The organism is Parolsenella catena (assembly GCF_003966955.1).
In the GTDB taxonomy this organism is placed as follows: Bacteria; Actinomycetota; Coriobacteriia; order Coriobacteriales; family Atopobiaceae; genus Parolsenella; species Parolsenella catena.
Window position 1 is genome coordinate 813,232 of sequence record NZ_AP019367.1, and the last position, 24,483, is coordinate 837,714.

Sequence of the window (24,483 nt, forward strand, 5' to 3'; positions counted from 1 at the left end):
GAGACATGGGTAGGTTCGACAACCTCTCTGCGCGCGAGCGCATCATGGTGGCGCTCGACTGCGGCCCCGACGAGGCTCGCGCGCTTGCCGGCAAGCTCGAGGGACATGCCACGTGGCTCAAGGTGGGCATCACGCTCATCTACGACGGTGGCCTGCCTCTCGTCTCCGAGCTGCGCGAGCGTGGCTTCAAGGTCTTCGTGGACTCCAAGTTCCATGACATTCCCCACCAGGTTCGCGGCGCCGTCAAGAGCGCGGCGCACTCCGGCGCCGACCTCGTGACCGTTCACGGCTCTGGCTCCGAGGCCATGCTGCGCGCCTGCCATGAGGGCGCCGGGCAGGCCCAGGACGAGTACGGTCACAAGCCCTACGTCATCGCGATCACGGTCCTCACGAGCATGGACGCCGACGAGCTTGCCAAGGTGGGCGTCACGCGCCCGATTCCCGAGCAGGCCGCGGCGCTCGCGAAGCTTGCCCTGGACAGCGGGCTTGACGGCATCGTCTGCTCGCCGCGCGAGGCCCGCGAGATGCGCGAGCTGCTCGGTCCGGACGCCCTCATCGTGACGCCGGGCGTGCGACCCGCCGGCGCTGCTCTCGGCGACCAGAGCAGGGTCGCCACTCCTGCCGCCGCGATCGAGGCGGGGGCGAGCCACATCGTCGTGGGCAGGCCCATCACGCAGGCCGACGACCCGGTTGCCGCCTTCGAGTCGATCGTCGCCGAGCTCGAGCGCGCCTAGGCCCAAAATAGATTCGCCACAAGGCTCCCGGAAAAGGCCACAAAGTGTCCATCCCTTGACAAAAGTGGTGGTAAATTGGCCAAAACCGGGAGCTTTTTATGTCGAAGTTCTTGCAAAACGGCAGCTCTATTGCCATAGTTGCATACAGCCGATTCCGGGGATGGACATCCCTTCGGTTCTTTTGTTCGTTGTTTATGTTTGGAGGAAACAATGGCTCTCCCTCAGCTTTCCGAGGAGCAGCGTGCTGCCAACCTGAAGAAGGCCGCCGAGGCCCGTCACGCCCGTGCCGAGCTTCGCGAGAAGATCAAGAACGGTCAGGTCACCCTCGAGTACGTCCTCGACTCCGATGACCCCGCCGCCACCCGTATGCCCGTCCGCGCCCTCATCGAGTCGCTGCCTGGCTACGGCAAGGCCAAGGCCGCCAAGATCATGGACGAGCTCGAGATTTCCCCGAAGCGTCGCGTCCAGGGTCTCGGCCTTCGCCAGCGTGAGGCCCTCCTCGAGATCCTCTCGAAGTAGTGTCGCGCACACCTAGGCTGTTCGTCGTCTCCGGACCGTCGGGCGCAGGCAAGGGCACGCTCGTCTCCCTCGTGAGGGAGCAGCGCCCCGACCTGGGCCTGACGGTCTCGGCCACAACGAGGCAGCCACGCCCTGGCGAGGTGGACGGAGTCTCGTACCACTTCCTTAGCAAGGAGGAGTTTGCCACCCGCGTCGAGGCTGGCGAGTTCCTTGAGTGGGCCAACGTCCATGGCAACTGCTACGGTACCCTGCGCTCAGAGGTTGACCGCAACCTCGCGGCCGGCCGTTCCGTCATTCTCGAGATTGACGTGCAGGGCGCCCTCAACGTTCGCAAGGTCTATCCGGACGCCGTGCTCGTCTTCATCGAGCCGCCCTCGATGGAGGTGCTCGAGCAGCGACTTCGCGGTCGCGGCACCGAGGACGAGCAGAGCCTCGAGCTCAGGCTCGCCGACGCTGCCGGTGAGATGGAGATGGCCCGAGAGTACGACGAGCGCGTTGTCAACGACGACCTTCAGGAGTCCTGCGCGGAGCTGCTCCGCGTCCTGGACTCTCATGAGATGAATTGAGGTACCAAGCAATGTCTGTCATCAAGCCTGAAATCGACGACCTGCTGGAGCAGACCGAGCACAACCCGTTCCTGCTGTGCTCCGTAGCTTCCAAGCGCGCGTGCGACATCAATAACATGCTCCGCGGGCAGCACCTGCGCGTGACGGCCATCCAGGACGTCGACGACATCACGACCGTCGTCTCCGGCCAGGACACGACCTCCATCGCCATGGACGAGATCGCCAATGGCACGCTCGGGTACGTCCAGGAGGACTTCGACGAGGCCATCAAGGACACGAACACCAAGATTGGCGAGTAACCCGTGACTTCAAGAGTCTGCCTCGTCCACTATCACGAGATTGGCCTGAAGGGCAAGAACCGCTCGACGTTCGAGCGACAGCTCATTACCAACCTCAAGCGAGCCCTCAAGGGCCGTTCCGCTCACGTGGAGCGTCTTGCCGGCTACGTGCGCGTCCACTTCGAGGACGAGGACGTCCCGGCTGACGTTCCTGAGCTCATCTCGCGCGTGCCCGGCGTTGCGCGCGTGTCGGTTGCCTACAGGTGCGAGCGCGAGCCCGAACAGTACAACGAGGCCGCTATCGAGAGCCTCAAGGCATGTGAGCCGTTCCAGACCTTCAAGGTCCACGGGCGCAGGTCCAACACGGATTATCCCATCCACAGCATTGACCTCAACCGTCAGGTTGGTGCCGTGCTGTGCGACGCCTTCCCGGACAAGAAGGTGCAGATGCATCAGCCCGACGTCACGGTCAACGTGCATGTTGTCCAGTCCGACGTCTACGTGTATGCCGACGCCACTTCCATGCGCGGTGCCGGCGGCCTTCCCGTGGGCACGGCTGGCAAGGTTGTGACGCTGCTCTCGAGCGGCTTCGACTCACCCGTCGCCACATGGATGGTCGGCCGTCGCGGTGCCACGTGCGTGCCCGTGCACTTCTCTGGCCGTCCCATGACGAGCGACGCCTCGGAGTGGCTCACCCAGGACATCGTTCGCGCCCTCGAGCCTGCGGGCATCATCGGGCGCCTGTACGTGGTGCCGTTCGGCGAGTGCCAACGAGAGATCTCCCTCAAGGCGCCGCAGTCCCTGCGCGTCATCATGTACCGTCGCCTCATGTTCGAGGTCGCTCAGGCCGTGGCCGAGCTCGAGGGGGCAAAGGCGCTCGTCACCGGTGAGTCGCTCGGACAGGTGGCCTCCCAGACGCTCGATAACATCACGGCAACCAACGACGTTGCCAAGATTCCGGTGTTTCGCCCGCTCATTGGCACTGACAAGATCGAGATCATCGATCGTGCCCGCAGGATCGGGACGTATGACATCAGCGCTCAGACCGCTCCGGACTGCTGTACGTTGTTCATGCCGCGCCGCCCGGAGACGCATGCGCACCTGGATGCCGTTCGTCGCGCTTGGGAGACCTTCGACCATGACGCCATGGTGAAGCACCTCATGGAGACCATCGAGTACGTTGACTTTGACACGTGCCCCTCGTACCGTCCTCCCCGCGAGCTTAAGACCAGGCATCGCGAGCTTGCACCTGCCGAGTGGCCGGAGAACTCAGCCGAATAGTCTCTTAAATCTGTTTTGAACATCTGCTGCTAGATGTGCGTGCCCGACCAGTTCTCAACAGCTGGTCGGGCTCTTTTTGTGCCAAAGAGGCCAAATCCTGTCAGGTTTTTGCAAGGTTTGCGTTTGACGGTGCGGGACTTTCTATTCCATTGCGCTGGTCTGCTGTTGCTCCTTTGCCATGATTCGAGCAGGGAGGTGGTTGGAATGGCCCAGCCAAGAAGGACGGGGCGTCCGGACATAAGGCTCGTGGCGCTCGTCGCGGCCGTTGCGCTGGCCGTGGCCGTTGGTGTCTTCGTCTTCCTTGTCCGTCCGTCCGGCGGCGTTGTGGTGCAGCGCGCGTCCGACACCGCTCTCGTGACACAGGAGAACCAGGGAATTGCGCGGACGGATCAGGCTGCGCTGACTTCCGAGCCCAATGCGATCGTGGTGCATGTTGATGGTGCGGTGGCCTCGCCGGGGGTCTATGAGCTTGCGATTGCCTCTCCGCGGGTGCGGGATGCCGTTGATGCCGCGGGAGGGCTTGCTCAGGGGGCGGACACTTCCTCGATGAACCTGGCTTTACCTCTCGGGGACGGACAGAAGGTGCATGTTCCATTCGAGGGCGAGGCGGCGGGTGCCGAGGCTGATTCCAGTGGTGGCGACGCTGCCGGATCCGTGTCATCTTCCATGCCTTCGCTCATCAACATCAACAGCGCAACGGCCGAGGAGCTCGACAGCCTTCCTGGCGTGGGGCCCTCGACGGCTGCAGCGATCGTCGAGGATCGTGATGCCAACGGTCCCTTCTCGTCTGTCGAGGACCTCATGCGCGTGAGCGGAATCGGCGAGAAGAAGTTCGCCAAGCTTCGCGACCACATCTGCGTGTGATTGCGATGGATGACATGAGTGGGCCCGATGACGCGGCCGCCTTTCCGGGTCGTCCCTATGTGCCACCGTTGTTTGTGGGAATGGTCTGCCAGGTCATATGCGGCGTCGCGATCTTGCGTGGTGTCTGCGGGGTGCCGATGCCGCTGTACCTGTCGGTTGCCGGCCTTGTGCTTTGGTTGGCGTTTCGTCGTTGCGGTCGTGTCCTTGCGCCGCGCATGGCTCTGGCGGCCTCGCTTGGCATACTTATTGCATGCGCATGCTCAAGCCTTGCGTTGGCTCGGCTTGATGCCGCCACCGAGCAGCTTGTCCGTACGCCCGTCTCCTCATGCGTCTTGTTCGTTGACGGGGATGCGAGCGAGCGGGATGGCTCTTGGACGTGCAGGGCACGTGTCGAGGCCCCAGGGGGCATCACGGCAGGTGTTTGGCTCACGGCGCCTGAGGCCGTGACGAGAGGAGAACGCCTCCGTGCCATTGGGCGCTTCTCTCCCAACGGCAGCGATGACTGGGGCGTGTCGAGCCGCTCCCAGGGCATCGCGGGGCGCATAAGGGCCGTGCGCATCACCGAGAGGTGGCATGCCGGCGGAGTCGTGGGCGTGCTGGCGGGTTTGAGAGAGGGTGTGGTGGCGCGCATCGCCCCCAAGAGGGGTGAGGGCCGGGCGTTGCTCGCGGGCATCGTGGCTGGCGACAGGCGCGAGCTCAAGGCTCAGGGGCTCAGCGACGTTTTCTCGGCTGCGGGCCTTTCTCACCTCGTCGCCGTATCGGGGGCGCATCTCGCCATTGCTCACGCGCTCGTCGAGGGCCTGCTGCTTTGCGCCGGCGTGCCGTGTGGGCCCCGCCGCGTCCTGGCGCTTGGCCTGTCCGCGCTGTTCGTGCTGATGTGCTCGTGTCCGGCGTCTGCCGTGCGCGCCTGGGTGATGCTTGCCTCGAGCGTTGCGGGAAAGGGAGCGGGACGGCGGGGACATGCGCCCTCCGGCCTTGCGATCGCGGGCTCGCTCATGTGTCTCTCGGACCCATTCTGTGCATGCGACCTAGGATTTCAGCTCTCGATGCTCTCCGTGGCCTCGCTATCGCTGTTTGGCCCCTATGCGAGGGCAACCCTCAACGCGCTCATAGCCCCGCGCACGTATCGCGAGATGCGTCTGACGCCGCGTCCGCTTCGGCCCCATATGGCAAAGCTCGGCCGATCCGTTCGCTCGTCTCTTGCGGCCTCGCTCGTGTGCCAGCTGTCAACCTGGGCCGTGGTCGCCGTGACGTTCGGGAGGGTCTCGACGGTGGGCCCCATCGCGAGCCTTGCGGTGGGCCCCTTGCTCTCGCCTCTCGTGCTTGCGGGCCTAGTCGCTTGCCTCCTTGCCGCCGTGCCGGTTGTGGGTGGCCTCCTGCTTGCGGTGGCGGACGGGCTCGCATGCCTTGTCGTGGCCCTGACTCGCCAGTTTGCCGCTCTCCCATTTTCAAGCGTTGCCGTCGTAGTTCCGAGGTGGGTGGAGTTGCTTCCTATTATCGTGGCGCTGCTGCTTCTGGCACTTTGGCCAAGGCCATCTAGGAGGGTGCTCGCAAGGGTCTCCCTGGGTGGGCTTGCGGTAGCCATCGCGATCTTCGTGCGGCTGTACGTTCTCGTGCCTGCGAGCGTCACCGTGCTTGACGTGGGACAGGGGGACGCGATCCTCGTCCGTGACGGGCCCCACGCCCTGCTCGTTGACACGGGGCCGGGAGACGCAATAACCGATGCCCTCGCGCGTCAGCACGTCCTGTGGCTCGATGCCGTCATCGTGACGCACCTGCACGACGACCATACGGGTGGCATCGATGACCTCGCTGGCCTTGTGCCCACGGGCTCCCTGTACGTGGGCGAGGGCGTCTCGGGCAGTCTGCCCGAGGGCCTGGGCAGGGATGCGGACCGTCTCGTGGGCTCAGGCATCGGCGAGCTGTGCGCGGGAGATGAGGTGAGGCTTGGCGGGTTTACCATGACCTGCCTATGGCCGAGGGAGGTCACGGACGGGTCCGAGAACGAGGACTCCGTCTGCCTGCTGCTCACCTACGGGGAGGGAGGAGCTGGCCTTCGGATGCTCCTCACGGGCGATGCTGAGTCGAACGTGCTTGACAGCATCGTCTCGCAGGTGGGTGACATCGACGTGCTCAAGGTGGGGCACCACGGCTCGCGCGTCTCGCTGGACGGGGGACAGGCCGCGGTGCTGCGCGCTGAGGTTGCGGTGGCAAGCGCCGGTGAGGGCAACTCGTACGGACACCCTGCGCCCGAGTGCGTTGAGACGCTTGAGGGAAGCGGCGCCTGGTTTCTGTGCACGAAGGACCATGGCGACGTGACGCTGTCTCCGGGCGAGCGCGGCGTTGGCGTCCTCTGTGAGAGGTAGGGAGGCCCCGCGCTACAATCAGACGAGCAACCTACCCGGGAGGACCCATGGCCGATCTCTTGCCCGCATATCTCATCGTTGGCGCTGACGAGCTCAAGCGCGACGCGGCGGTGCGGCGCCTGCGCTCCCATGTCCCCGCGGACATGGCAGACTTCAACCTTGACGAGCTTGACGGCGCCTCCCTGGAGGAACCCGGTCAGCTCATCTCCTCGGCTCAGACGATGCCGTTTTGCGCAGACTTCCGCCTCGTCATCGTGAATGGGGCAGGGGAGCTCGCCAAGCCAGTGTCTGAGGCGGTCGTGAGTTACCTCGCAGACCCCAATCCCCAGTGTGTCCTGTGCCTCGTGGCGGAGAAGCTTGCAAAGAACACGCGCCTGTACAAGGCCGTCGCCAAGGTGGGTCCGCACTCCGTCATCGACTGCGCCCCGCTCAAGCGCTGGGAGCTGCCGCCCTACGTCGTGAAGCTTGCCCAGAAGCGCGGGCTTTCCATGGACAACGCGGCGGCGCAGGAACTCGTGGAGCGCGTGGGCGAGTCCACGGTGGCCCTCGACAACCAGATAGCCACGCTTGCTCAGCTCGTGGGAGACGCAGGCCGCATCACCCTCGCCGACGTGGAGGCCAACGTCGCCCAAATCGCCGAGGTGAGTCCCTGGGCCTTCGCCGATGCCGTCTGCGAGAGGAATGCCCCTCGCGCCATGGAGATGCTCAATCTCATGAAGGCTCCCTCGCTCGTGTTCCTCCACTCTGTGCTCGTGGCCAGACTCCGCGAGCTCATATGCGCCAAGTCGCTCGACGCTCGCGGGGCCGCAAGCGGGCTCGCTCGCGAACTGGGACGGCAGTCCTGGCAGGTGAAGAATCACGTTCGCTGGTCTCGTGCCTTTGGCGAGGAGGAGCTCGTCGAGCTGCTCGGGCAGGCCGCCGTGTGCGAGCGCGCGCTCAAGGGCAGCCAGGACTCGGAGGCCGCCTTTGCGCGCTTCGTGCTTGCCATGGCATCGCCCAATGCCGCTCGCTAGGCGTTTTGGACAAGGCCTGCACGAACATCGCTGCAAGCGTTGTCCCATTAAGGCCTCGTCTGTCTGCGGCCGGCGCATCAAGCTCAGATAAGGAAGAGTCCCCGCCGACCAGCACGTCGACGGGGACTCTTGGACTCGCTGTTGCGAGAAGCTACTTGATCTTGTTCACGAGCTTCTGGACGCCACTCTTGCGCTGAGCAGCCTGGTTCTTGTGGATGATGCCCTTGGAGGCAGCCTTGTCCAGCAGCTTGCCGGCCTTGTTGGCCTCGGCCTGAGCGAGCTCGGCGTCGTTGGCCTCGACGGCGGCACGGACACGCTTGACAGCGGTCTTCAGCTCGGAACGGACGGCCTTGTTGCGCATGCGAGCCTTCTCGGCGGTGACGATGCGCTTCTTCTGCGACTTGATGTTAGCCACGTGCAGATCCTTTCGATTTCTCTTCTTTGAGGCCTCTGTTGACGCTGGGAGTGGGGCTTCCAACGTCTGACACGGCAATCAAGTTCGTGAGTATAGCAGACGTTATGCAATCTCGCATGTGAAATGCAAAGAACTTGCAGGTGCATCAAAGAAATACGCTAGAATCGTCCACATGAATACTCACGATACCTCACACATCAGGAACTTCTCCATCGTCGCTCACATCGACCATGGCAAGTCCACCATCTCTGACCGAATCCTCGAGCTCACGCGTACCGTTGACGAGAGGGACATGGAGTCGCAGCTGCTCGACACCATGGACATCGAGCGCGAGCGCGGCATCACGATCAAGAGCAACGCCGTTCGCGTGATGTATGACGCAGATGACGGCCAGACCTACCAGTTCAATCTCATCGACACCCCGGGCCACGTCGACTTCACCTACGAGGTCTCCCGCTCGCTGGCCGCCTGCGAGGGCGCGGTGCTTGTCGTGGACTCCACGCAGGGCGTCGAGGCCCAGACGGTCTCCAATGCGAGTCTCGCCATGAACGCGAACCTCGACATCGTGCCTGCCATCAACAAGATCGACCTGCCGAGCGCCCACCCCGACGAGGTCAAGGAGGAGATCGAGGAGGACCTCGCGATACCTGCCGACGACGCCGTGTGCGTCTCGGGCAAGACGGGCGAGGGCATCCATGACCTTCTCGAGTCCATCGTCTTTCTCATCTCGCCTCCCGCCGGCAACTATGATGCCCCGCTCAAGGCGCTCATCCTCGACTCGTACTTCGACGAGTACCGCGGCGTCGTGGCCACGGTTCGCGTGTTCGACGGACACATCTCCAAGGGCGATGACCTGCTCATGATGCAGGGCGGCGAGCGCTTCCTCGTCGACGGCGTGGGCGTCAAGCGTCCGGCCGAGGTGCTCATGGACGAGCTCGGCGTGGGTGAGGTGGGCTTTGTCGTCACGGGCCTCAAGGACCCCGAGTCCGTGCGCGTGGGAGACACGCTCACCTATGCAGAGAACCCCACCGACGAGCCCCTCCCGGGATACCGCGAGGCCAAGCCCATGGTCTACACGGGCCTGTTCCCCGTGGACAACAAGGAGTACGAGAACCTGCGCGACGCACTCGAGAAGCTCCACGTCAACGACCCGTCGCTCACGTGGTCTCCCGAGACGTCCGTGGCGCTCGGCTTTGGCTTCCGCGTTGGCTTCCTGGGACTTCTGCACATGGAGGTGGTCAAGGAGCGTCTCGAGCGCGAGTTCAACCTCGACCTCATCGCCACAAGCCCCTCGGTGGACTACCACGTCTTCAAGACCAACGGCGAGATGGTGGGCGTGCGCAGCCCCCAGGACCTGCCCGACGTCACGTGCATCGACCACATCGAGGAGCCCTACCTCAAGGCCAAGATCATCTGCCCACCCGAGTACACGGGTGCGGTGATGCAGCTGGCCATCGAGCACCGCGGCGTCACCACCGACATGATCCACCTCACGCAGAAATCCGTTGAGCTGCACTTTGACATGCCGCTCGCCGAGCTCATCCTCGACTTCTTCGACCAGCTCAAGAGCCGCACGAAGGGCTACGCCTCGCTTGACTACGAGTTCTCGGAGTACCGCACGAGCGAACTCGTGAAGCTCGACATCCTGCTGTCCGGCGACGAGGTCGACGCGCTGTCGTTCATCGTCCACAAGGACAAGGCCTACACGCTTGCGCGCGGCCTGTGCGACAAGCTCAAGGAGATCATCCCGCGTCAGCAGTTCGAGGTGCCCATCCAGGGTGCCATCGGCAACAAGATCATCGCGCGCTCCACGGTCAAGGCCATGCGCAAGGACGTGCTCGCCAAGTGCTACGGCGGTGACATCTCCCGCAAGCGCAAGCTGCTCGAGAAGCAGAAGGAGGGCAAGAAGCGCATGAAGGCCATCGGTTCGGTCGACGTGCCGCAGGAGGCCTTCATGGCGATTCTCAAGGTGGACGAGTAGTGGCGCGCTCCTCTCACTACGTTGCCGAGCAGCTCGAGCTTGCCCACAGCGATGCCGCCTCGCTCGTCATGGAGCGTGGGGCGGCCGCAGCCGGCCTGTCGTGGCCGCCGGCACCGTTTGCGCCCCGGGACGCGGGCTCGCTGCGCGAGCGCCTCGCGGCCAACCCGTTTCTCATGGCTCCCATGGCAAGCGTCACGGACTGCGCCTATCGCATGATGATGCGCGCCGGTGGGGCGGCACTTGCCTATACCGAGATGGTCTCAGTCACGGGCATTCACTACGGCAGCGACAAGACCTGGTCGCTCGTGCAGCCCAACGTGGGCGAGCCGGACCTTGCCGTGCAGCTGTTCGGTGCCGACCCCGAGCACTTCCGCGAGGCTGCGAGCCAGCTCGGCGAGCACGTTGGGGAGCGCCTCGCGCTCGTTGACGTGAACATGGCGTGCCCGGTTCCCAAGGTCACGAGGGGAGGGGCGGGCTCCGCGCTGCTCGATGACCCCGTGCTTGCCGCGCGCATCGTGCGGACGCTGCGAGAGGAGCTCGACGTTCCCGTCACCGTGAAGATCAGGATCGGCCGCGTGCCCGACCACATCGTGGGCGCGGACTTTGCGCGTGCCATGGAGGCGGCCGGCGCCAGCGCCATTGCCGTCCATGGGCGCGTGGCGTCTCAGATGTATCGCGGTCAGTCGAGTGCCGATGCCATCTCGCGCGTGGTTGATGCAGTGTCCGTGCCCGTCATTGCCTCGGGTGATGCCCTGAATGCGGCGCGTGCCGCGAAGCTTCTCAAAGACACGGGGGCCGTGGCCTGTTTCGTTGCCCGCGGCAGCTATGGGGATCCCTGGGTGTTCAGAAACGCCCGGCGTATCCTGGGTGGCGAGGATGCGCTCGAGGTGACGCCCGAGATGCGTCTTGCGGCGTTTCGTCTCCACGTGCGCCTGTTGGGCGCAACGGGCGCCCACATCGCGCGTGCCCGCAGCCTGGCCGGCTGGTACCTGCGCGGTGTCCCCGAGGCCGCCGCATGGCGCGAACGCGCCATGCACTGCGTGACACTCGATGACTACCTGACGCTTGCCGACGAGCTCGAGGCGACGCTGTGATGTCCGGTGCTTCCGCCCTGTACCTGCATGTTCCTTTCTGCGTGAGGCGCTGCCGCTACTGCGACTTTACAACGGCTGCCACGAGGCACGGTGACGCTCGCATGGGGGAGTACACCTCGACGCTCTGCCGCCTCGTGGCCGAGGCGCGCGGCCTCGGCCTTCTCGATGGGCAGCGCAGCGCCTACGTTGGCGGCGGCACGCCGACGATGCTTGGGGCAGACGCGCTTTCGCGCGTGCTCGACTCGTGCGGCCCCGGGCTGGGCGAGCTTTCGTTCGAGGCAAATCCCGAGTCACTCACGGATGCGGTTCTTGCTGGCGCGCGAGAGCATGGCGCCACGCGAGTCTCCATCGGCGTGCAGAGCTTCTGCGACCGCGAGCTCAAGGCGCTTGGCCGCGTGCACACCTCTGAGGAGGCACGCGAGCGCGTCCGTGCGGCCGTCCGCAGCGGCCTTGACGTGTCGCTCGACCTCATGTGCGGAGTCCCCTACCAGACGCCGGCATCGTGGCGCGCGTCCCTTGAGACGGCCGTCTCGCTCGGCGTGGGCCACGTGAGCTGCTACCCGCTCATGATCGAGCCCGGCACGCTCATGGAGCGCATGTGCGAGGAGGGCTCGCTTCCCTGGCCCTCGGACGACACGGAGGCCGCGGATATGGAGGCCGCACTCGACGTCTTGGGTGCGGCGGGGCTCTCGCGCTACGAGGTCGCAAGCTACGCCAGGCCCGGGATGCGCTGCAAGCACAACATCGCCTATTGGACGGGCGTGGAGTATCTGGGTCTTGGGACGGCAGCCTCGAGCATGCTCGGTCGCGAGTCCTACGAGCTGCTGCGTTCGGCCGTCCCGTCGCTTGCCGCACCAAGCGCCGACACGCGCCGGCTCCGGCTCACCGTGGCGTCCACGACAGACGAGGCAATCTCTGCCCGCGCGCTCGCAGACCTTCGCTTTGACGTCGAGCAGTTGAGCGAGCGCGAGGCCATGGCGGAGGATCTCATGCTCGCGGCCCGCATGACGGACGGCCTGCCGCCCGAGCTGCTTGCGCGAGCGCGCAACGTCATCGGCGCCGCGCGCGTTGACGCGTGTCTCGAGCGCCTCGTCTCCCGCAACCTCCTCGGGGGCCGTGCGGACGGCTCCCTTGTGCCCACGCACGACGGCTGGCTGCTTGGAAACGAGCTGTACGGCGCGCTGTGGGACCTTTCGTCGGACGAATAGGGCATTCGCGTCCCCGTTTGCTGATTGTTAGCTTAAGGTAAAGAAGTTTTGCTCGCGGGCCCTTGCGCTTGGGTGCCGCGGTTGACCACGACGCTACGGAGCCGCCCCGTGTTCTCCTGGATCACAGACATCTTCATGGCCATCATGCGGCCGTGCTACGAGCTTACGCACAACTGGTGGGCCACCATCCTCCTGTTCACGCTCATCGCCAAGGTGGTGCTCATGCCGCTGTCGCTGTGGTGCCAGTGGAACTCTATCGTCATGGTGCGCATGATGCCGGCGCTCAACCGCGTCAAGGTCAAGTACTTCGGCGACCAGGAGCAGATCGGCGAGCGCCAGAGCGAGCTCAACCACGAGTACCACTACCACCCGCTGCTCTCGCTCATCCCGCTTGCCGTCCAGGTCATCATCCTGTTCGGCCTCGTGGACGTCATCCACGCTATCGCCGACTCGGGGGCCGCCGGCACCGAGTTCCTCGGCCTCGTGCCCATGGAGGACGGCGGGGCCTCGTGGGTCATGCCCGTGGCCGCCACGCTCTCGGCGGTCGTGATGGGAGTGGCCTCCAACCACATCAACCCGCTGCAGCGCGAGCAGTCCCGCGCCGAGAAGAACTCCACGAACGGCCTGTCCATCGCCCTGTCTTTCTTCCTGGGCATCTACGTCTCGGCGGGCATGGCGTTCTACTGGGTTTGCTCGAACTTGCTCTCCATCGTCGTGCAGGCCGTCTGCAACCTGTGCATCAGGCCCGCCAAGTACGTTGACTACGGGGAGCTCGAGGCGTCCAAGGCCGAGCTCGCCGAGCTCAACTCCCTCTCCACCCGCAAGGGCCCCTGGTGGAGGCCCGACCCCAACTCCCGCCGCGAGCGCGAGGACTACAGGCGCTTCTTCTCCATCGTGGGCAAGCACCTCGTGTTCTACTCCGAGCGCAGCGGCTTCTGGAAGTACTTCCGCGGCGCCGTCGAGTGGCTTCTCGCCAACACGGACATGTGCGTCCACTACGTCACCGGCGACCCCGACGACCAGGTCTTTTCCTACGCCGAGGCGCACCCGCGCGTGCTGCCCTACTACGTGGGCGAGAAGCGCCTCATCACGCTCATGATGAAGATGGACGCCGACGTCGTGGTCATGACCCTCGACGACCTCGAGAACTTCTACGTCAAGCGCTCCTACGTGCGCAAGGACACGCGCTACGTCTACGCCTTCCACCACCCGACGTCGCTGCACCTCGTGAGCCACGCCGCGGCCTTCGACCACTACGACGCGCTCATGTGCGTGGGTCCCCACCAGGTGCGCGAGGCCCGCGCCCGCGAGGCGCAGGCCGGCCTCGCGCCCCGCGAGCTTGCCGCGTGCGGCTACGACCTCATCGACCGCGAGCGCGCCGACTACCTCTCCCGCGACCACGCCGCGGGCGGGCGCCCCACCGTCCTCATCGCGCCGTCGTGGCAGGAGGACAACATCCTCGACCTTTGCGCCGACGAAGCCATCCGCCCGCTGCTCGGGCGTGGCTGGAGGGTGGTCGTGCGCCCGCACCCCGAGTACACGAAGCGCTACCGCGCCCGCTGGGAGCAGCTCCAGACGCGCTTCGCCGACGTGCCCGCCGAGGACCTGTACTTCGAGCAGGACTTCTCGAGCTCCGACTCCATCCTGGACGCCGACGTGCTCGTCACCGACTGGTCGAGCGTCTTCTGCGAGTTCGCGCTCGTGGCGTTCAAGCCGTGCGTGTTCGTGGACTCTCCCATGAAGGAGACCAACCCCGAGTGGAGGGACCTCGGCATCGAGCCCACGGACATTGGGCTGCGCAATCGCGCGGGCGTCTCGGTCGCGCCGGGGGAGCTCGCCGAGAGGCTCCCCGGCGTGGTGGAGGACATGATCGAGAACGGCGCCTCCTGGCACGACCGGCTCGAGGCAGTCCGCGACGAGATGGTCTTTTACCCGGGCCACGGTGGCGAGAGGGACGGTCGCTACCTGCTGAGCCTCGTGCTCGAGGCCCAGGCCTCTCGCGAGGGCGACGAGGCCGCCGAGCTTGCGGCCCGCGAGGAGCGGAAGGCCCTGCTCGCGGATGACGTCATGCTGCCGAGGATTGGGAAGGGCGCCGAATAGCGGCTCGTCAGTGCTTTCGTGCGCGCGAGGCCAGGGTGGCAAGTCCCCTCGCGGCCAGTGGGATGAGGCACAGGAAGAACGGGAGTGTGTACATTCCCTTCGCCTCCCAGAGCGTGTAGACGACGAACCCCATGAAGGCGGCACAGGGGAGGGCGAATTCAAGCGTCTTTGCCCGCTTCTTGCGTGCCTCGGCCACAAGTGCGGTGCCGCCAATCGTTGCCCCTAGGTATATCACGCTTTGCTGGCCGTCCATGACGCATTCGAGCGCACGACACGCGAGTCCGTGGGGCAGCGTCGCGTCTGCCGGGTCAAACCTGCCATCGTCTGCGTGCGTGCGTCCCTGGGAATCGGCCCTCATGATTCCGCAGCCCGCAATGTAGAGCGACTGGAACGAGGGGTCGAGCCATTCCGTGCCCAGCTTCTTGGCAAAGAACCAGGCGGCATAGCTGGGGTCGCTCGCGAACGTGGCGAGTGACATGGAAATCGAGTCTTGCGCGTCTCGCGACATCGCGGCTACGTCTCCCTCGCTTCCTATCTGGCTGTCCAAGGCCGAGGTGCTCCACCAGCCGGGCATGTCCTGGCCCAGGACGCTTTCATTGGACAGTCCCATGGCTATCCAAGCGGTCTTTGGCTGGTTTGAGGGCAGCTCGTAGCCCAGACGAGCCTCGATGACGGCTTGTGGAACGGCGCCAGAGAGCCTCGTGGCCACGACGAGAAGGATTGCGAATGCGATCCCCCAGGCACCGTCTCGCTTTCTCAGACAATCGACTAGAAGCACGACCAAGTACCCGATGGCGATGACGACGTACGTTGACTTGACGGCTAGGCCAAGGCAGAGAATGACGAAACCGAGCGCAACGAAGGCCATGCGCGCCGCACCCGCGGCGCCGCGAGACCTCTCCCATAGGCTCATGGCAAGGAGCGCGAGAAACAGTCCGATCGTGTTGCCGTAGGGAAACACTACGAACAACAGGGGCGCAAAGAGCGTCAGGGAGAGAAGGGCGCTCAACAGCCTTTCCGGCTTGGGGCGCCCGTTGATGACGCTTGACCTTACGAGCAAGAGCGACGTGCCCACGCAACACAGGGCGTTGAGCACCTGGAACGCCTGGACGTCAAAGTCCCCAAACATTCTGGAACACCCCTCGAGAAGCAGCAGAATTCCGCCCTGGTAGGGATAGTTCGAGAGGTACATGTCGCCCGGCAGCTTGTTGGCAAACGACTCGCTGTGGGGAAGAAACGAGCTCATGTCCCCGTGGGCGAGCTGCCTGGCGTAGGCAAGCAGCTGCGCAGAGTCGGAGAACCCATTGTGCTCGGTGGCGTTTGTCGCGATCCAACAAAGGCCGAACGCAAGGGCGGCCAGCGCGAGGGTTGTAACGAACCCTCTCTCTGGGATGAGGGAGGCCTTGCGAGCCACGAGAATCGCGATGAGCGCGTAGGCGATGCCCGAGACGAGCGCCAGGCAGGTCATGAGCGTCCTGCCCGGCGCAAAGAGGTGCCAGATGGTCACATGCTCGCTCAAAGGGGCGAGGGATGGGGAGGCCGTGAGAAGAAGCGAGGTGACGAACCCGACTCCGCAGGCGATCGTCACGAGTGCGATGCCGAATACGAGGAACCAGTTGAGCTGCATTCCGCGTTCGCTGTCTTTTGGCGTCCCTGCTCGGTTCAAAATCACTGCCTCCCCAGGCTGTCAAACTCTCTAGTCCCTCGTGAGCTTGCGGTGGATGCGATGGGGCTTTGCGGCCTCCTCGCCCAGGCGACGCACGCGGTCGCGCTGGTAGTCGTCGAAGTTGCCCTCAAACCAGTGCCAGGTGCCGGGGTTCTCGTCGGTGCCCTCCCAGGCGAGGATGTGGGTGGCCACGCGGTCGAGGAACCAGCGGTCGTGCGAGGTGATGACCGAGCAGCCCGGGAACGCCAGCAGCGCCTCCTCGAGGCTCTCGAGCGTCTCGGTGTCCAGGTCGTTCGTGGGCTCGTCGAGAAGCAGCAGGTTTCCGCCCTGCTTGAGCGTGAGGGCGAGGTTCAGGCGGTTGCGCTCGCCACCGGAGAGCACGCCCGCGGGCTTCTGCTGGTCGGTGCCCTTGAAGCCAAAGGCCGAGACGTAGGCGCGCGAGTTGATCTCGTCCTTGCCCACGACGATGAAGTCGTTGCCGTCAGAGACGACCTCCCAGACGTTCTTCTCGGCATCGATGCCGGCGCGCATCTGATCGACGTAGGAGAGCTTGACCGTCTCACCGAGCGTGATCGTGCCGTTCGTGGGCGCCTCGGTGCTTGCGGCCGAGAGCGTCTGGTCGCCGGCCTGTACGGCGGCGCCCACGATCATCTTGAACAGCGTCGACTTGCCCACGCCGTTGGGGCCGATAACGCCCACGATGCCGTTTCTCGGCAGCTCGAAGGACAGGTCGTCGATGAGCACGCGGTCGCCGAATCTCTTGGAGAGGTGCTCTGCCACGAGGACCTTCGTGCCCAGGCGCGGGCCGGTGGGGATGCGGATGTCGGTGACGCTCACGGAGCGGCCGGCCTGGGCCTCGGCCTCCATCTGCTCGTAGCGCTCGAGTCGCGCCTTGTTCTTGGCCTGGCGGGCCTTGGGGCTGCTGCGCACCCACTCGAGCTCGTTCTTGAGGCGCGTGGCGAGCTTGGCCTCCTTCTGGCCCTGGGCCTCGAGGCGGGCGGCCTTCGTCTCGAGGTAGGTGGAGTAGTTGCCCTTGTAGGGGTAGAGGTGGCCGCGGTCGACCTCGCAGATCCACTCGGCGACGTTGTCGAGGAAGTAACGGTCGTGCGTCACGGCCAGGACGGCACCGGGGTAGTTGTGAAGGAACTGCTCGAGCCACAGCACGCTCTCGGCGTCCAAGTGGTTCGTCGGCTCATCGAGCAGCAGCAGGTCGGGTGCTTCGAGCAGCAGTCGGCACAGGGCAACACGGCGGCGCTCGCCGCCGGAGAGGTGGTCTACGCGCTCATCGGGGTCGGGGCACTGCAGGGCGTCCATCGCCTGCGCGAGCTGGGAGTCGAGGTCCCATCCGTTCGCCGCGTCGATCTCGTCCTGCAGCTTGCCCATCTCGGCCATGAGGGCGTCGAAGTCCGCGTCCGGGTTGGCCATCTCGTTGCCGATCTCGTTGAAGCGGTCGATCTTTGCCACGAGGTCGCCAAACGCCATGCGGACGTTCTCGATGACGGTCTTGTCGTCATCGAGCGGGGGCTCCTGCTCGAGCAGGCCGACGGTGTAGCCGGGCGTGAGCCGGGCGTCGCCGTTGGTGACCTCCTCCTTTCCTGCCATGATCTTGAGCAGCGTGGACTTGCCCATGCCGTTGGGGCCCACGACGCCGATCTTGGCGCCGGGGAAGAAGCTGAGCGTGACGTCGTCGAGGATGACCTTGTCGCCATGGCTCTTGCGTGTCTCGAACATCTGGTAGATGAATTCTGCCATCTGGATACCTCCTGGTAGCGGTGGCTCTCGCGATCTTTGGTGCGTCAGGCGCATGCGCTCGCGCAAATCAAGAGCGTATCAGATTAGTGGGTTGGCGCATGTGAGCCACGCGTGTGTTTGGGTAGAATGTCGAGCATACGTGCGCCTTGGCTCGCTCAAGGCCAATTGACTCTAGACGGGAGCCCATCCGAGCATGGCATCCATGAACGACAAGGACTACTACGCCATCCTTGGCGTCGAGCATGACGCCGATGACGCGGCAATTCGCAAGGCGTTCCAGAAGCTGGCGCGCAAGTACCACCCCGACATCAACAAGGAGCCCGGCGCCGAGGAGAAGTTCAAGGAGATCTCCGAGGCATACGCCGTACTTTCCGACCCCGACAAGCGCCGCCGCTATGATGCCATGCAGTCCGGCAACCCGTTCGCCGGCGCCTCCTACGGCTCGCCGAGCCAGCCGCAGGGCGACCCCTTCGGCGGGATGGGCGGCTTTTGGGGCTGGCCCTTCGGTGCCGCGGGCGCGGGGCGGCAGGCAGGCTCGCGTCGCAGCCGCGCGTACAACCCCAAGGCCGGAGGGGACGTCGTCTACCAGCTTGACATCGATGACAAGCAGGCCAAGGAGGGCGTGCGCCGCGGCATCACGTACCAGCGCTACGTCGCGTGCGACGTATGTCACGGTGCGGGTTCGGTCCATGCGGACCACGCGCGCACGTGCCCCACGTGCGGGGGCTCTGGACACATCTCCGTTGACCTGGCGAGCCTTCTGGGCCTTGGCGTCATGAACATGGTCTGCCCCGAGTGCGAGGGGTCGGGACGCGTGGTCGTCGACCCGTGCGAGGCATGCGGGGGCACCGGTCGCGTGCTGTCCGCGAGCGAGGTCGTCGTGGACATTCCCGCGGGAAGCCACGACGGTGACACGGTTCGCGTGCCCGGCATGGGCAACGCCGGCACGAACGGCTCGTCGACGGGCGACTTCGTCTGTCGCGTGGGCGTTCCCAGCGAGCGCCTGCAGCCCCAGGCGGCGCAGGGATTCCAGATGATCGGCTTTGCCATGCCGTTCATCGTCTTGGGAGTCCTGCTCGACGTGCTCGCCCAGCTTACCGTCATCATCGCCATCCCGCTGCTCGTGGGCATCGTGCTCGTCGGCCGTGGTGGTGGCGTGCTGCACCATGCGGGCACGTGGTGGAGAAACGCGTGGCGCTACTTCGTGAACGGCTTCATGAACGCCGCCACGATCGCCGTCTTCATGGCGCTCATGGTCTCCTGCATGTCCGGCTTTGGGACGGCCGGATACCGAGGCGGTTTCTACTAGGTGATTCTCGGGCGGTGCGCCCGCCCACTTCGATGATGGACACGAGAGGGAAGCGAGTACTACGAGCGTGGAAGCTAAGGTCGACTACTACGAGGTGCTTGGCGTTGACCGTGATGCGGACGCCAGGACCATCAAGCGTGCGTTTCTCAAGAAGGCCAGGGCCCTTCACCCTGACGTGAACAAGGCCCCTGACGCCGAGGAGAAGTTCAAGGAGGTCAACGAGGCGTACTCGGTGCTCTCCGACGAGCAGAAGCGCGCCAACTACGACCGTTATGGCGACCCAGACGGCCTCGGCGGCTTCGGGGGCGCAGGTGTTGACGTCTCCGACATCTTCGGCGGCTTTGGCATGGACGACATCTTCTCCTCCTTCTTTGGCGGCGGTGCCTCCGGTGGCAGGACGGCCCGCACGGCTGGCCGCGACATGGGCATCACGCTGCGCATCTCGCTTGCCGAGGCGGCCTCCGGATGCACGAAGACCGTTGCCTACGACCGCCTCGCTCCCTGCGACGACTGCAACGGCAGCGGTTGCGCCGAGGGTGGTCACGTCACCACGTGCTCGCGCTGCCATGGCACGGGTCGCGTCGTGACGGTCCAGCGCACGATCCTGGGGCAGATGCAGACGCAGTCCGAGTGCCCCGTCTGCCACGGTACGGGACATTCCATCGACCATCCCTGCGAGACCTGCGGCGGGCAGGGCCGCACGCCCAACCACGAGACCGTCAAGGTGGAAATCCCGGCCGGCGTCCACTCCGGCCAGTCCCTCAAGGTCGAGGGATACGGCGAGGCCGGCATCCGTGGCGACCGCTCGGGTGACCTCATCGTGCGCATTGACGTCCAGGAGGGAGAGCGCTTCCAGCGTGAGGGTGACGACCTGTACTGTGTCGAGGACGTCACGGCGCTCGAGGCCATGTGCGGCTGCACGCTCGACGTCGAGGGCGTGCTGAGCGACGAGCGCGTGAGCGTGACGGTGCCGGCCGGCAGCCAGCATGCCCAGCACATCGAGGTCGAGGGCTATGGCATGCCTCGCCAGGGCAGCCACGCTCGCGGCAAGCTCGTCGTGGTACTCAACGTGACCGTGCCCGGCGACCTCTCCGCCGAGGACCTCGAGGCGATCCGCTCCATCGCGGCTGCCCGAGGCGAGCGCGTCGCCGGCGCCAAGGCTGCCGAGCAGGCCGAGGGCTTCTTCGGCCATCGCCACGGCCGTGCAGCCTCTGCGAAGCCCAAGCACAAGAAGTAATGGGACGCGCCAACGTCTCGCTCGTCAACCTTGGTTGCCGGGTGAACAGGGCCGAGCTCGACGCGATCGGGCGCGAGCTCTCTCGCGAGGGCATACGCATCGTATGCCGGGACGAGGCGGAGGCGATCGTCGTGAACACGTGCGCCGTCACTTCCGAGGCGCAGGCCAAGACGCGCAGGGCCCTGCGCCGGGCGGCCGAGGAGCCCGGCGTGCGCGCGATCGTGGCCACGGGCTGTGCGGCGTCTCTGTTTTCCGCAGAGCTCGAGGCGTTGGACCCCCGTATCGTGGTCGAGCCCGAGAGGGAGCGTGTGGCACAGCGCGTCGCCCACCTTCTCGGGTTGGGCCATGACGGGGGCGGCGCGGAGGCGGGCCAGGCATTCTGCGGAGGTGCCGTGACGCCCACGGGTCGCATGCGTCCCGGCCTCAAGGTCCAGGACGGCTGCGACAGGCGCTGCTCGTACTGCATAGTGTGGAAGGCGCGTGGCCCCGCCCGCTCCATGCCGCCCGAGCGCGTGGTGGCCTGCGTGGGGGAGCTCGTCTCGGATGGCGCGCGAGAGGTCGTGCTCACCGGCATCGACCTTGGGCGCTACGAGTCCGGCGGCGTGGGGCTCTCCGGGTTGCTTGCGCGCATCCTCGAGCAGACGAGCGTGGGGCGCGTGAGGCTCTCCTCCGTGGAACCCGCCGGCGTCACCGAGGAGCTGCTCGACCTCATTGTCTCCTCGGCTGGCCGCGCGGCTCCCTTCCTGCACGTGCCGCTCCAGAGTGGCTGCGACGCCACGCTCGCGAGGATGGCGCGGCCCTACACGAGCGAGGCCTATGCGCGCATGGCCGAGCGTGCGAAGGCCATGGTGCCCGGCATTGCGCTGTCCACGGACGTCATCGTGGGATTCCCGGGCGAGACGGACGCTGAGTTTCAGGAGAGCCATGCGCTCTGCGCCTCGCTGGGCTTCTCGAGACTTCACGTCTTTCGCTACTCACGCCGCCCCGGCACGGCTGCGGCGGCCATGAAGTCCCAGGTTGACCCCGCCGTGAGCCTGGAGCGCTCGCGCCGCATGCGGGCACTCTCCGATGCGTGCGCGTCCGAGTTCTCCGCAGCGCTCGTGGGTACGCCCCAGCTCGTCCTGTGCGAGCGCGGATGCATGGGCACGACGGGCGGCGGCGCGCGCGTGCGCACGGATGCGGGGCTCGCGGGCTCGCTCGCCTGGCTCGCTCCCCACTCGTCGGATGCCGCCGGCGTGCTTGACGCGCGGGGCTGTCGTATCATCAGGCAGGAATAGCAACGCTCACCCTTGGAGGAGCATGGAGCCAGCTCAGGTTCGTCTCACCATCCCAGACTCGCTTGACCTCACGAGGCTCATGGGCCCCGCAGACTCGCTGCTCAGGCGCATCGAGGCGTCCACCGATGCCTCGATCACCGTCCGTGGCAACCAGGTTGGCATCACGGGGGAGGCGGCGGAGGCAAACCGCATCGTCGCGGTGTTCTCGCGTCTCATCCAGCTCGTCTCCCGCGGAGACGCGCCCTCCGTCGCCGACGTTGACCTACTGCTCCAGCAGTCTCGCGCGGGCCTTGCCCCCGAGGCGCAGCTCCCCGATGAGATCCTGCTCACGTACCGCGGCCGGGCCCTTCGTCCCAAGACCGCGGGCCAGCGCCGCTACGTGGAGGCCGTGCGAAGCAACACGCTGACGTTTGCGCTGGGTCCGGCCGGAACGGGCAAGACCTACCTCGCCATGGCGATGGCCGTGGCCGCCCTCAAGCGTCATGAGGTGGGACGCATCGTCTTGTGCCGTCCCGTCGTGGAGGCAGGAGAGTCGCTGGGCTACCTTCCCGGCACGCTTCAGGAGAAGCTCGACCCCTATGTCCGGCCGCTGTATGACGCGCTGTTCGACATGACGGACATGGAGAAGGGCAACGCCCTCATCGAGCAGGGCATCATCGAGATCGCCCCGCTTGCCTACATGCGGGGACGCACGCTCAACGACGCGTTCGTCATCCTTGACGAGGCGCAGAACACCACACCCGAGCAGATGAAGATGTTCCTCACGCGCCTGGGTTTCAGGAGCCGCTTCGTCGTGACCGGAGACTCCTCCCAGCGCGACCTCAACGGCCCCTCGGGGCTCATCACGGCACGCCGCGCCCTCGAGGGCACGGAGGACATCGCGTTCGTCGAGCTCGGGAAGGCCGACATCGTGCGCCATCCGCTCGTTGCGCGCATCGTCGAGGCCTACGAGCGCGCGGAGCAGACCGACGGGAGGCCAAGGCCATGAGCGCAAGCGTCAACCTGTACTGCGAGGACGGTGTCGAGCTCGCCATCGACGAGCGTGAGCTCTCGCGCGTCTTCGACCTCGTCTTGGCCGAGGAGGGCGTCGATCGCGAGTGCTGCGTCTCGGTGAGCGTGTTGGGCGAGAGGTCCATGCAGGAGCTCAACGCCCAGTGGCGAGGGGTCGAGTCGCCCACGGACGTCATCTCGCTCGAGTGCGAGCGCCCCGATGACCCCGAGCTCGCCCCGGGCGAGCCCTGCGAGCTCGGCGACATCGCCATGGCGCCGGAGGTGCTCGCCGCGCAGTCCACGCGCTTTGGCACGACGCCCGCAGACGAGACGCGCCTCATGGCGATCCACTCGCTGCTCCACCTGCTCGGCTACGACCACATCGACGAGGACGACGCCCGCGTCATGGAGGCCCGAGAGGACGAGCTTCTCGCACTTGCGTGCGGTCGTGAGCTCGTTCACGTGGCAACGACGCGTCACGATGACGACGCGCCGCTTGCGGACGCGCGCGACTCCTCCGGGGGCGGTGAGGACGCATGATCCCGGGCTCCAGGGAGAACCATCCCTCGTTTCGCAAGAGCTTTGGCTTTGCCTTCCAGGGATTTCGCTTTGCGGTCCTGAGCGAGCGCAACATCAAGGTCATGCTCGCCGGCTTTGCGCTCGCCGTCGTGCTGGGTCTCGTTGCCGGCCTGGATGCCGTGCGCTGGGCGATCGTGCTGCTGTGCTGCGGCGTCGTGCTGTGCGCCGAGCTTCTGAACACGGCCATCGAGACGGTCGTCGACCTCGTGTCACCCGAGTACCATCCGCTTGCGGGCCGCGCCAAGGACATCGCCGCGGCCGCCGTGTGGGTGCTGTGCGTGTTCGTTGCCCTCGCGGGCGTTCTCACGATCGGCTCGGCGCTCATCGACAAGTTCCTCTAGGAGACAGATATGACTGACACCCCGTTCAAGAGTGGTTTCGTGGCCCTCGTGGGCCGTCCCAACGCCGGCAAGTCGACGCTGCTCAACGCCGCGTGCGGCCAGCGCATCGCCATCACGAGCCCCGTGGCCCAGACCACGCGCAAGCGCCTGCGCGCCGTCGTGAACACGCCCACGAGCCAGATCGTCATCGTGGACACCCCAGGCCTTCACAAGCCCAAGGACGCCCTGGGCAAGGAGCTCAACCGCGCCGCCCTCGGAGAGCTCTCCGACGTCGACGTCGTGGCCATGCTCGTGGACGCCACCAAGCCCGTGGGCACCGGTGACGAGTGGGTGGGTGCCCACGTCGACAAGGCGCATGCGCCCAAGATCCTCGTGCTCACGAAGGCCGACATCGCCAAGCCAGACCAGATGCAGGCCCAGCTCGAGGCCGCGAGCAAGCTCGCCCACTTCGACGACGTCATCGTCACGAGCGCCACGGAGGGCTTCAACGTCGACGCCTTCCTCGCCCTCGTGAGCGAGAAGCTCCCCGAGGGCCCCAAGTGGTTCCCCGACGACATGGACTCCGACGCCACCGAGGAGGACCTCGTGGCGGAGTTCGTGCGCGAGAAGGTCCTGCTCAACTGCCGTGACGAGGTTCCCCACTCCGTAGCCGTCGTCTGCAACGACATCGTGTGGAAGAAGGATGGCCACGCCAGCGTGAGCGCCACGATCTTCGTCGAGCGCGAGGGTCAGAAGGGCATCATCGTGGGCAAGGGCGGCTCCATGGTCAAGAAGATCGGCGTGGCCGCGCGCGCCGACATCGAGCGGCTCCTCGGTGCCAAGGTCTATCTCGAGCTGCGCGTCCAGGTTCGCCCGCAGTGGCGCCGTGACCAGAACGAGATCCGTCGCCTTGGCTACGAGGCAACCGAGTAGG

General features: G+C 65.8%; 22 protein-coding genes. 19 read left to right on the forward strand and 3 right to left on the reverse strand.

Translation table 11 applies throughout. The features are described 5' to 3' along the window. Positions 1 to 5: 5 nt before the first annotated feature. The 8 genes from pyrF to holA all read left to right on the forward strand — a co-directional run bounded on the left by pyrF (position 6) and on the right by holA (position 7,621). Positions 6 to 734: an orotidine-5'-phosphate decarboxylase gene (gene pyrF / locus Pcatena_RS03715; protein WP_126421730.1), complete on the forward strand. Its 729-nt coding sequence runs from the start codon at positions 6 to 8 to the stop codon at positions 732 to 734. Between the two features lie 210 nt (positions 735 to 944). Next, a complete protein-coding gene (gene mihF / locus Pcatena_RS03720; RefSeq protein ID WP_126421732.1) occupies positions 945 to 1,253 on the forward strand; it encodes an integration host factor, actinobacterial type in 309 nt (102 codons plus the stop codon). Further along, on the forward strand, positions 1,253 to 1,819 hold the full coding sequence (gene gmk, locus Pcatena_RS03725; RefSeq protein ID WP_126421734.1) for a guanylate kinase: 567 nt from the start codon (positions 1,253 to 1,255) through the stop codon (positions 1,817 to 1,819). Before mihF ends, gmk begins: the two co-directional genes overlap by 1 nt. A gap of 11 nt (positions 1,820 to 1,830) precedes the next feature. Next, entirely contained in the window at positions 1,831 to 2,118 is a 288-nt protein-coding gene (locus Pcatena_RS03730; protein WP_126421736.1) for a DNA-directed RNA polymerase subunit omega, read from the forward strand. Between the two features lie 3 nt (positions 2,119 to 2,121). After that, positions 2,122 to 3,378, forward strand: coding sequence for a tRNA uracil 4-sulfurtransferase ThiI (gene thiI, locus Pcatena_RS03735; protein ID WP_126421738.1), 1,257 nt, complete (start codon positions 2,122 to 2,124; stop codon positions 3,376 to 3,378). A gap of 204 nt (positions 3,379 to 3,582) precedes the next feature. Then, a complete protein-coding gene (locus Pcatena_RS03740; protein WP_126421740.1) occupies positions 3,583 to 4,242 on the forward strand; it encodes a helix-hairpin-helix domain-containing protein in 660 nt (219 codons plus the stop codon). Positions 4,243 to 4,685: 443 nt separating this feature from the next. Beyond that, positions 4,686 to 6,608 carry a ComEC/Rec2 family competence protein gene (locus Pcatena_RS03745; RefSeq protein WP_172596369.1) on the forward strand — a complete coding sequence of 641 codons (1,923 nt, stop codon included), beginning with the start codon at positions 4,686 to 4,688 and terminating at the stop codon, positions 6,606 to 6,608. Positions 6,609 to 6,655: 47 nt separating this feature from the next. Further along, the gene (gene holA / locus Pcatena_RS03750) at positions 6,656 to 7,621 is read left to right on the forward strand and encodes a DNA polymerase III subunit delta (protein WP_126421744.1); all 966 of its coding nucleotides are present in this window, start codon (positions 6,656 to 6,658) and stop codon (positions 7,619 to 7,621) included. 151 nt (positions 7,622 to 7,772) lie between these two features. On the opposite strand, the gene rpsT is transcribed toward holA, so the two are convergent. After that, positions 7,773 to 8,036: a 30S ribosomal protein S20 gene (gene rpsT / locus Pcatena_RS03755; RefSeq protein ID WP_126421746.1), complete on the reverse strand. Its 264-nt coding sequence runs from the start codon at positions 8,034 to 8,036 to the stop codon at positions 7,773 to 7,775. A gap of 172 nt (positions 8,037 to 8,208) precedes the next feature. Here rpsT and lepA point away from each other — a divergent pair, with 172 nt between their 5' ends. From lepA to Pcatena_RS03775, 4 genes are all read left to right on the forward strand, one after another. Then, positions 8,209 to 10,017 carry a translation elongation factor 4 gene (gene lepA / locus Pcatena_RS03760; RefSeq protein WP_126421748.1) on the forward strand — a complete coding sequence of 603 codons (1,809 nt, stop codon included), beginning with the start codon at positions 8,209 to 8,211 and terminating at the stop codon, positions 10,015 to 10,017. Further along, positions 10,017 to 11,111 (forward strand): tRNA dihydrouridine synthase, encoded by a 1,095-nt coding sequence (locus Pcatena_RS03765; protein ID WP_232619899.1) that lies wholly within the window; start codon positions 10,017 to 10,019, stop codon positions 11,109 to 11,111. Before lepA ends, Pcatena_RS03765 begins: the two co-directional genes overlap by 1 nt. Beyond that, entirely contained in the window at positions 11,111 to 12,319 is a 1,209-nt protein-coding gene (gene hemW, locus Pcatena_RS03770) for a radical SAM family heme chaperone HemW (protein ID WP_126421751.1), read from the forward strand. The genes Pcatena_RS03765 and hemW overlap by 1 nt, the downstream gene beginning before the upstream one ends. Positions 12,320 to 12,427: 108 nt before the next feature. Continuing rightward, the gene (locus Pcatena_RS03775; RefSeq protein WP_198433418.1) at positions 12,428 to 14,419 is read left to right on the forward strand and encodes a YidC/Oxa1 family membrane protein insertase; all 1,992 of its coding nucleotides are present in this window, start codon (positions 12,428 to 12,430) and stop codon (positions 14,417 to 14,419) included. 7 nt (positions 14,420 to 14,426) lie between these two features. Here the strand turns inward: Pcatena_RS03775 and Pcatena_RS03780 are convergent, their stop codons facing one another. Together Pcatena_RS03780 and ettA are read right to left on the reverse strand one after the other, a co-directional pair. After that, positions 14,427 to 16,046: a hypothetical protein gene (locus Pcatena_RS03780; RefSeq protein ID WP_126421753.1), complete on the reverse strand. Its 1,620-nt coding sequence runs from the start codon at positions 16,044 to 16,046 to the stop codon at positions 14,427 to 14,429. Positions 16,047 to 16,115: 69 nt separating this feature from the next. Next, positions 16,116 to 17,837 (reverse strand): energy-dependent translational throttle protein EttA, encoded by a 1,722-nt coding sequence (ettA, locus tag Pcatena_RS03785; RefSeq protein WP_126421755.1) that lies wholly within the window; start codon positions 17,835 to 17,837, stop codon positions 16,116 to 16,118. A gap of 193 nt (positions 17,838 to 18,030) precedes the next feature. Between ettA and Pcatena_RS03790 the strand changes: the two genes are divergently transcribed. The 7 genes from Pcatena_RS03790 (at position 18,031) to era (ending at position 24,482) form a co-directional block, all read left to right on the forward strand. Next, positions 18,031 to 19,146 carry a DnaJ domain-containing protein gene (locus Pcatena_RS03790; RefSeq protein ID WP_126421757.1) on the forward strand — a complete coding sequence of 372 codons (1,116 nt, stop codon included), beginning with the start codon at positions 18,031 to 18,033 and terminating at the stop codon, positions 19,144 to 19,146. Positions 19,147 to 19,213: 67 nt separating this feature from the next. Next, positions 19,214 to 20,383: a DnaJ C-terminal domain-containing protein gene (locus tag Pcatena_RS03795; protein ID WP_126421759.1), complete on the forward strand. Its 1,170-nt coding sequence runs from the start codon at positions 19,214 to 19,216 to the stop codon at positions 20,381 to 20,383. After that, on the forward strand, positions 20,383 to 21,660 hold the full coding sequence (locus Pcatena_RS03800; RefSeq protein WP_126421761.1) for a MiaB/RimO family radical SAM methylthiotransferase: 1,278 nt from the start codon (positions 20,383 to 20,385) through the stop codon (positions 21,658 to 21,660). Before Pcatena_RS03795 ends, Pcatena_RS03800 begins: the two co-directional genes overlap by 1 nt. A 22-nt stretch (positions 21,661 to 21,682) precedes the next feature. Next, positions 21,683 to 22,648 carry a PhoH family protein gene (locus Pcatena_RS03805; protein WP_126421763.1) on the forward strand — a complete coding sequence of 322 codons (966 nt, stop codon included), beginning with the start codon at positions 21,683 to 21,685 and terminating at the stop codon, positions 22,646 to 22,648. Further along, entirely contained in the window at positions 22,645 to 23,190 is a 546-nt protein-coding gene (gene ybeY / locus Pcatena_RS03810) for an rRNA maturation RNase YbeY (protein ID WP_126421765.1), read from the forward strand. Before Pcatena_RS03805 ends, ybeY begins: the two co-directional genes overlap by 4 nt. Further along, positions 23,187 to 23,570 carry a diacylglycerol kinase family protein gene (locus tag Pcatena_RS03815; protein WP_126421767.1) on the forward strand — a complete coding sequence of 128 codons (384 nt, stop codon included), beginning with the start codon at positions 23,187 to 23,189 and terminating at the stop codon, positions 23,568 to 23,570. Before ybeY ends, Pcatena_RS03815 begins: the two co-directional genes overlap by 4 nt. Before the next feature lie 9 nt (positions 23,571 to 23,579). Further along, the gene (gene era / locus Pcatena_RS03820) at positions 23,580 to 24,482 is read left to right on the forward strand and encodes a GTPase Era (protein WP_126421769.1); all 903 of its coding nucleotides are present in this window, start codon (positions 23,580 to 23,582) and stop codon (positions 24,480 to 24,482) included. The last annotated feature ends 1 nt before the right edge of the window (position 24,483 follow it).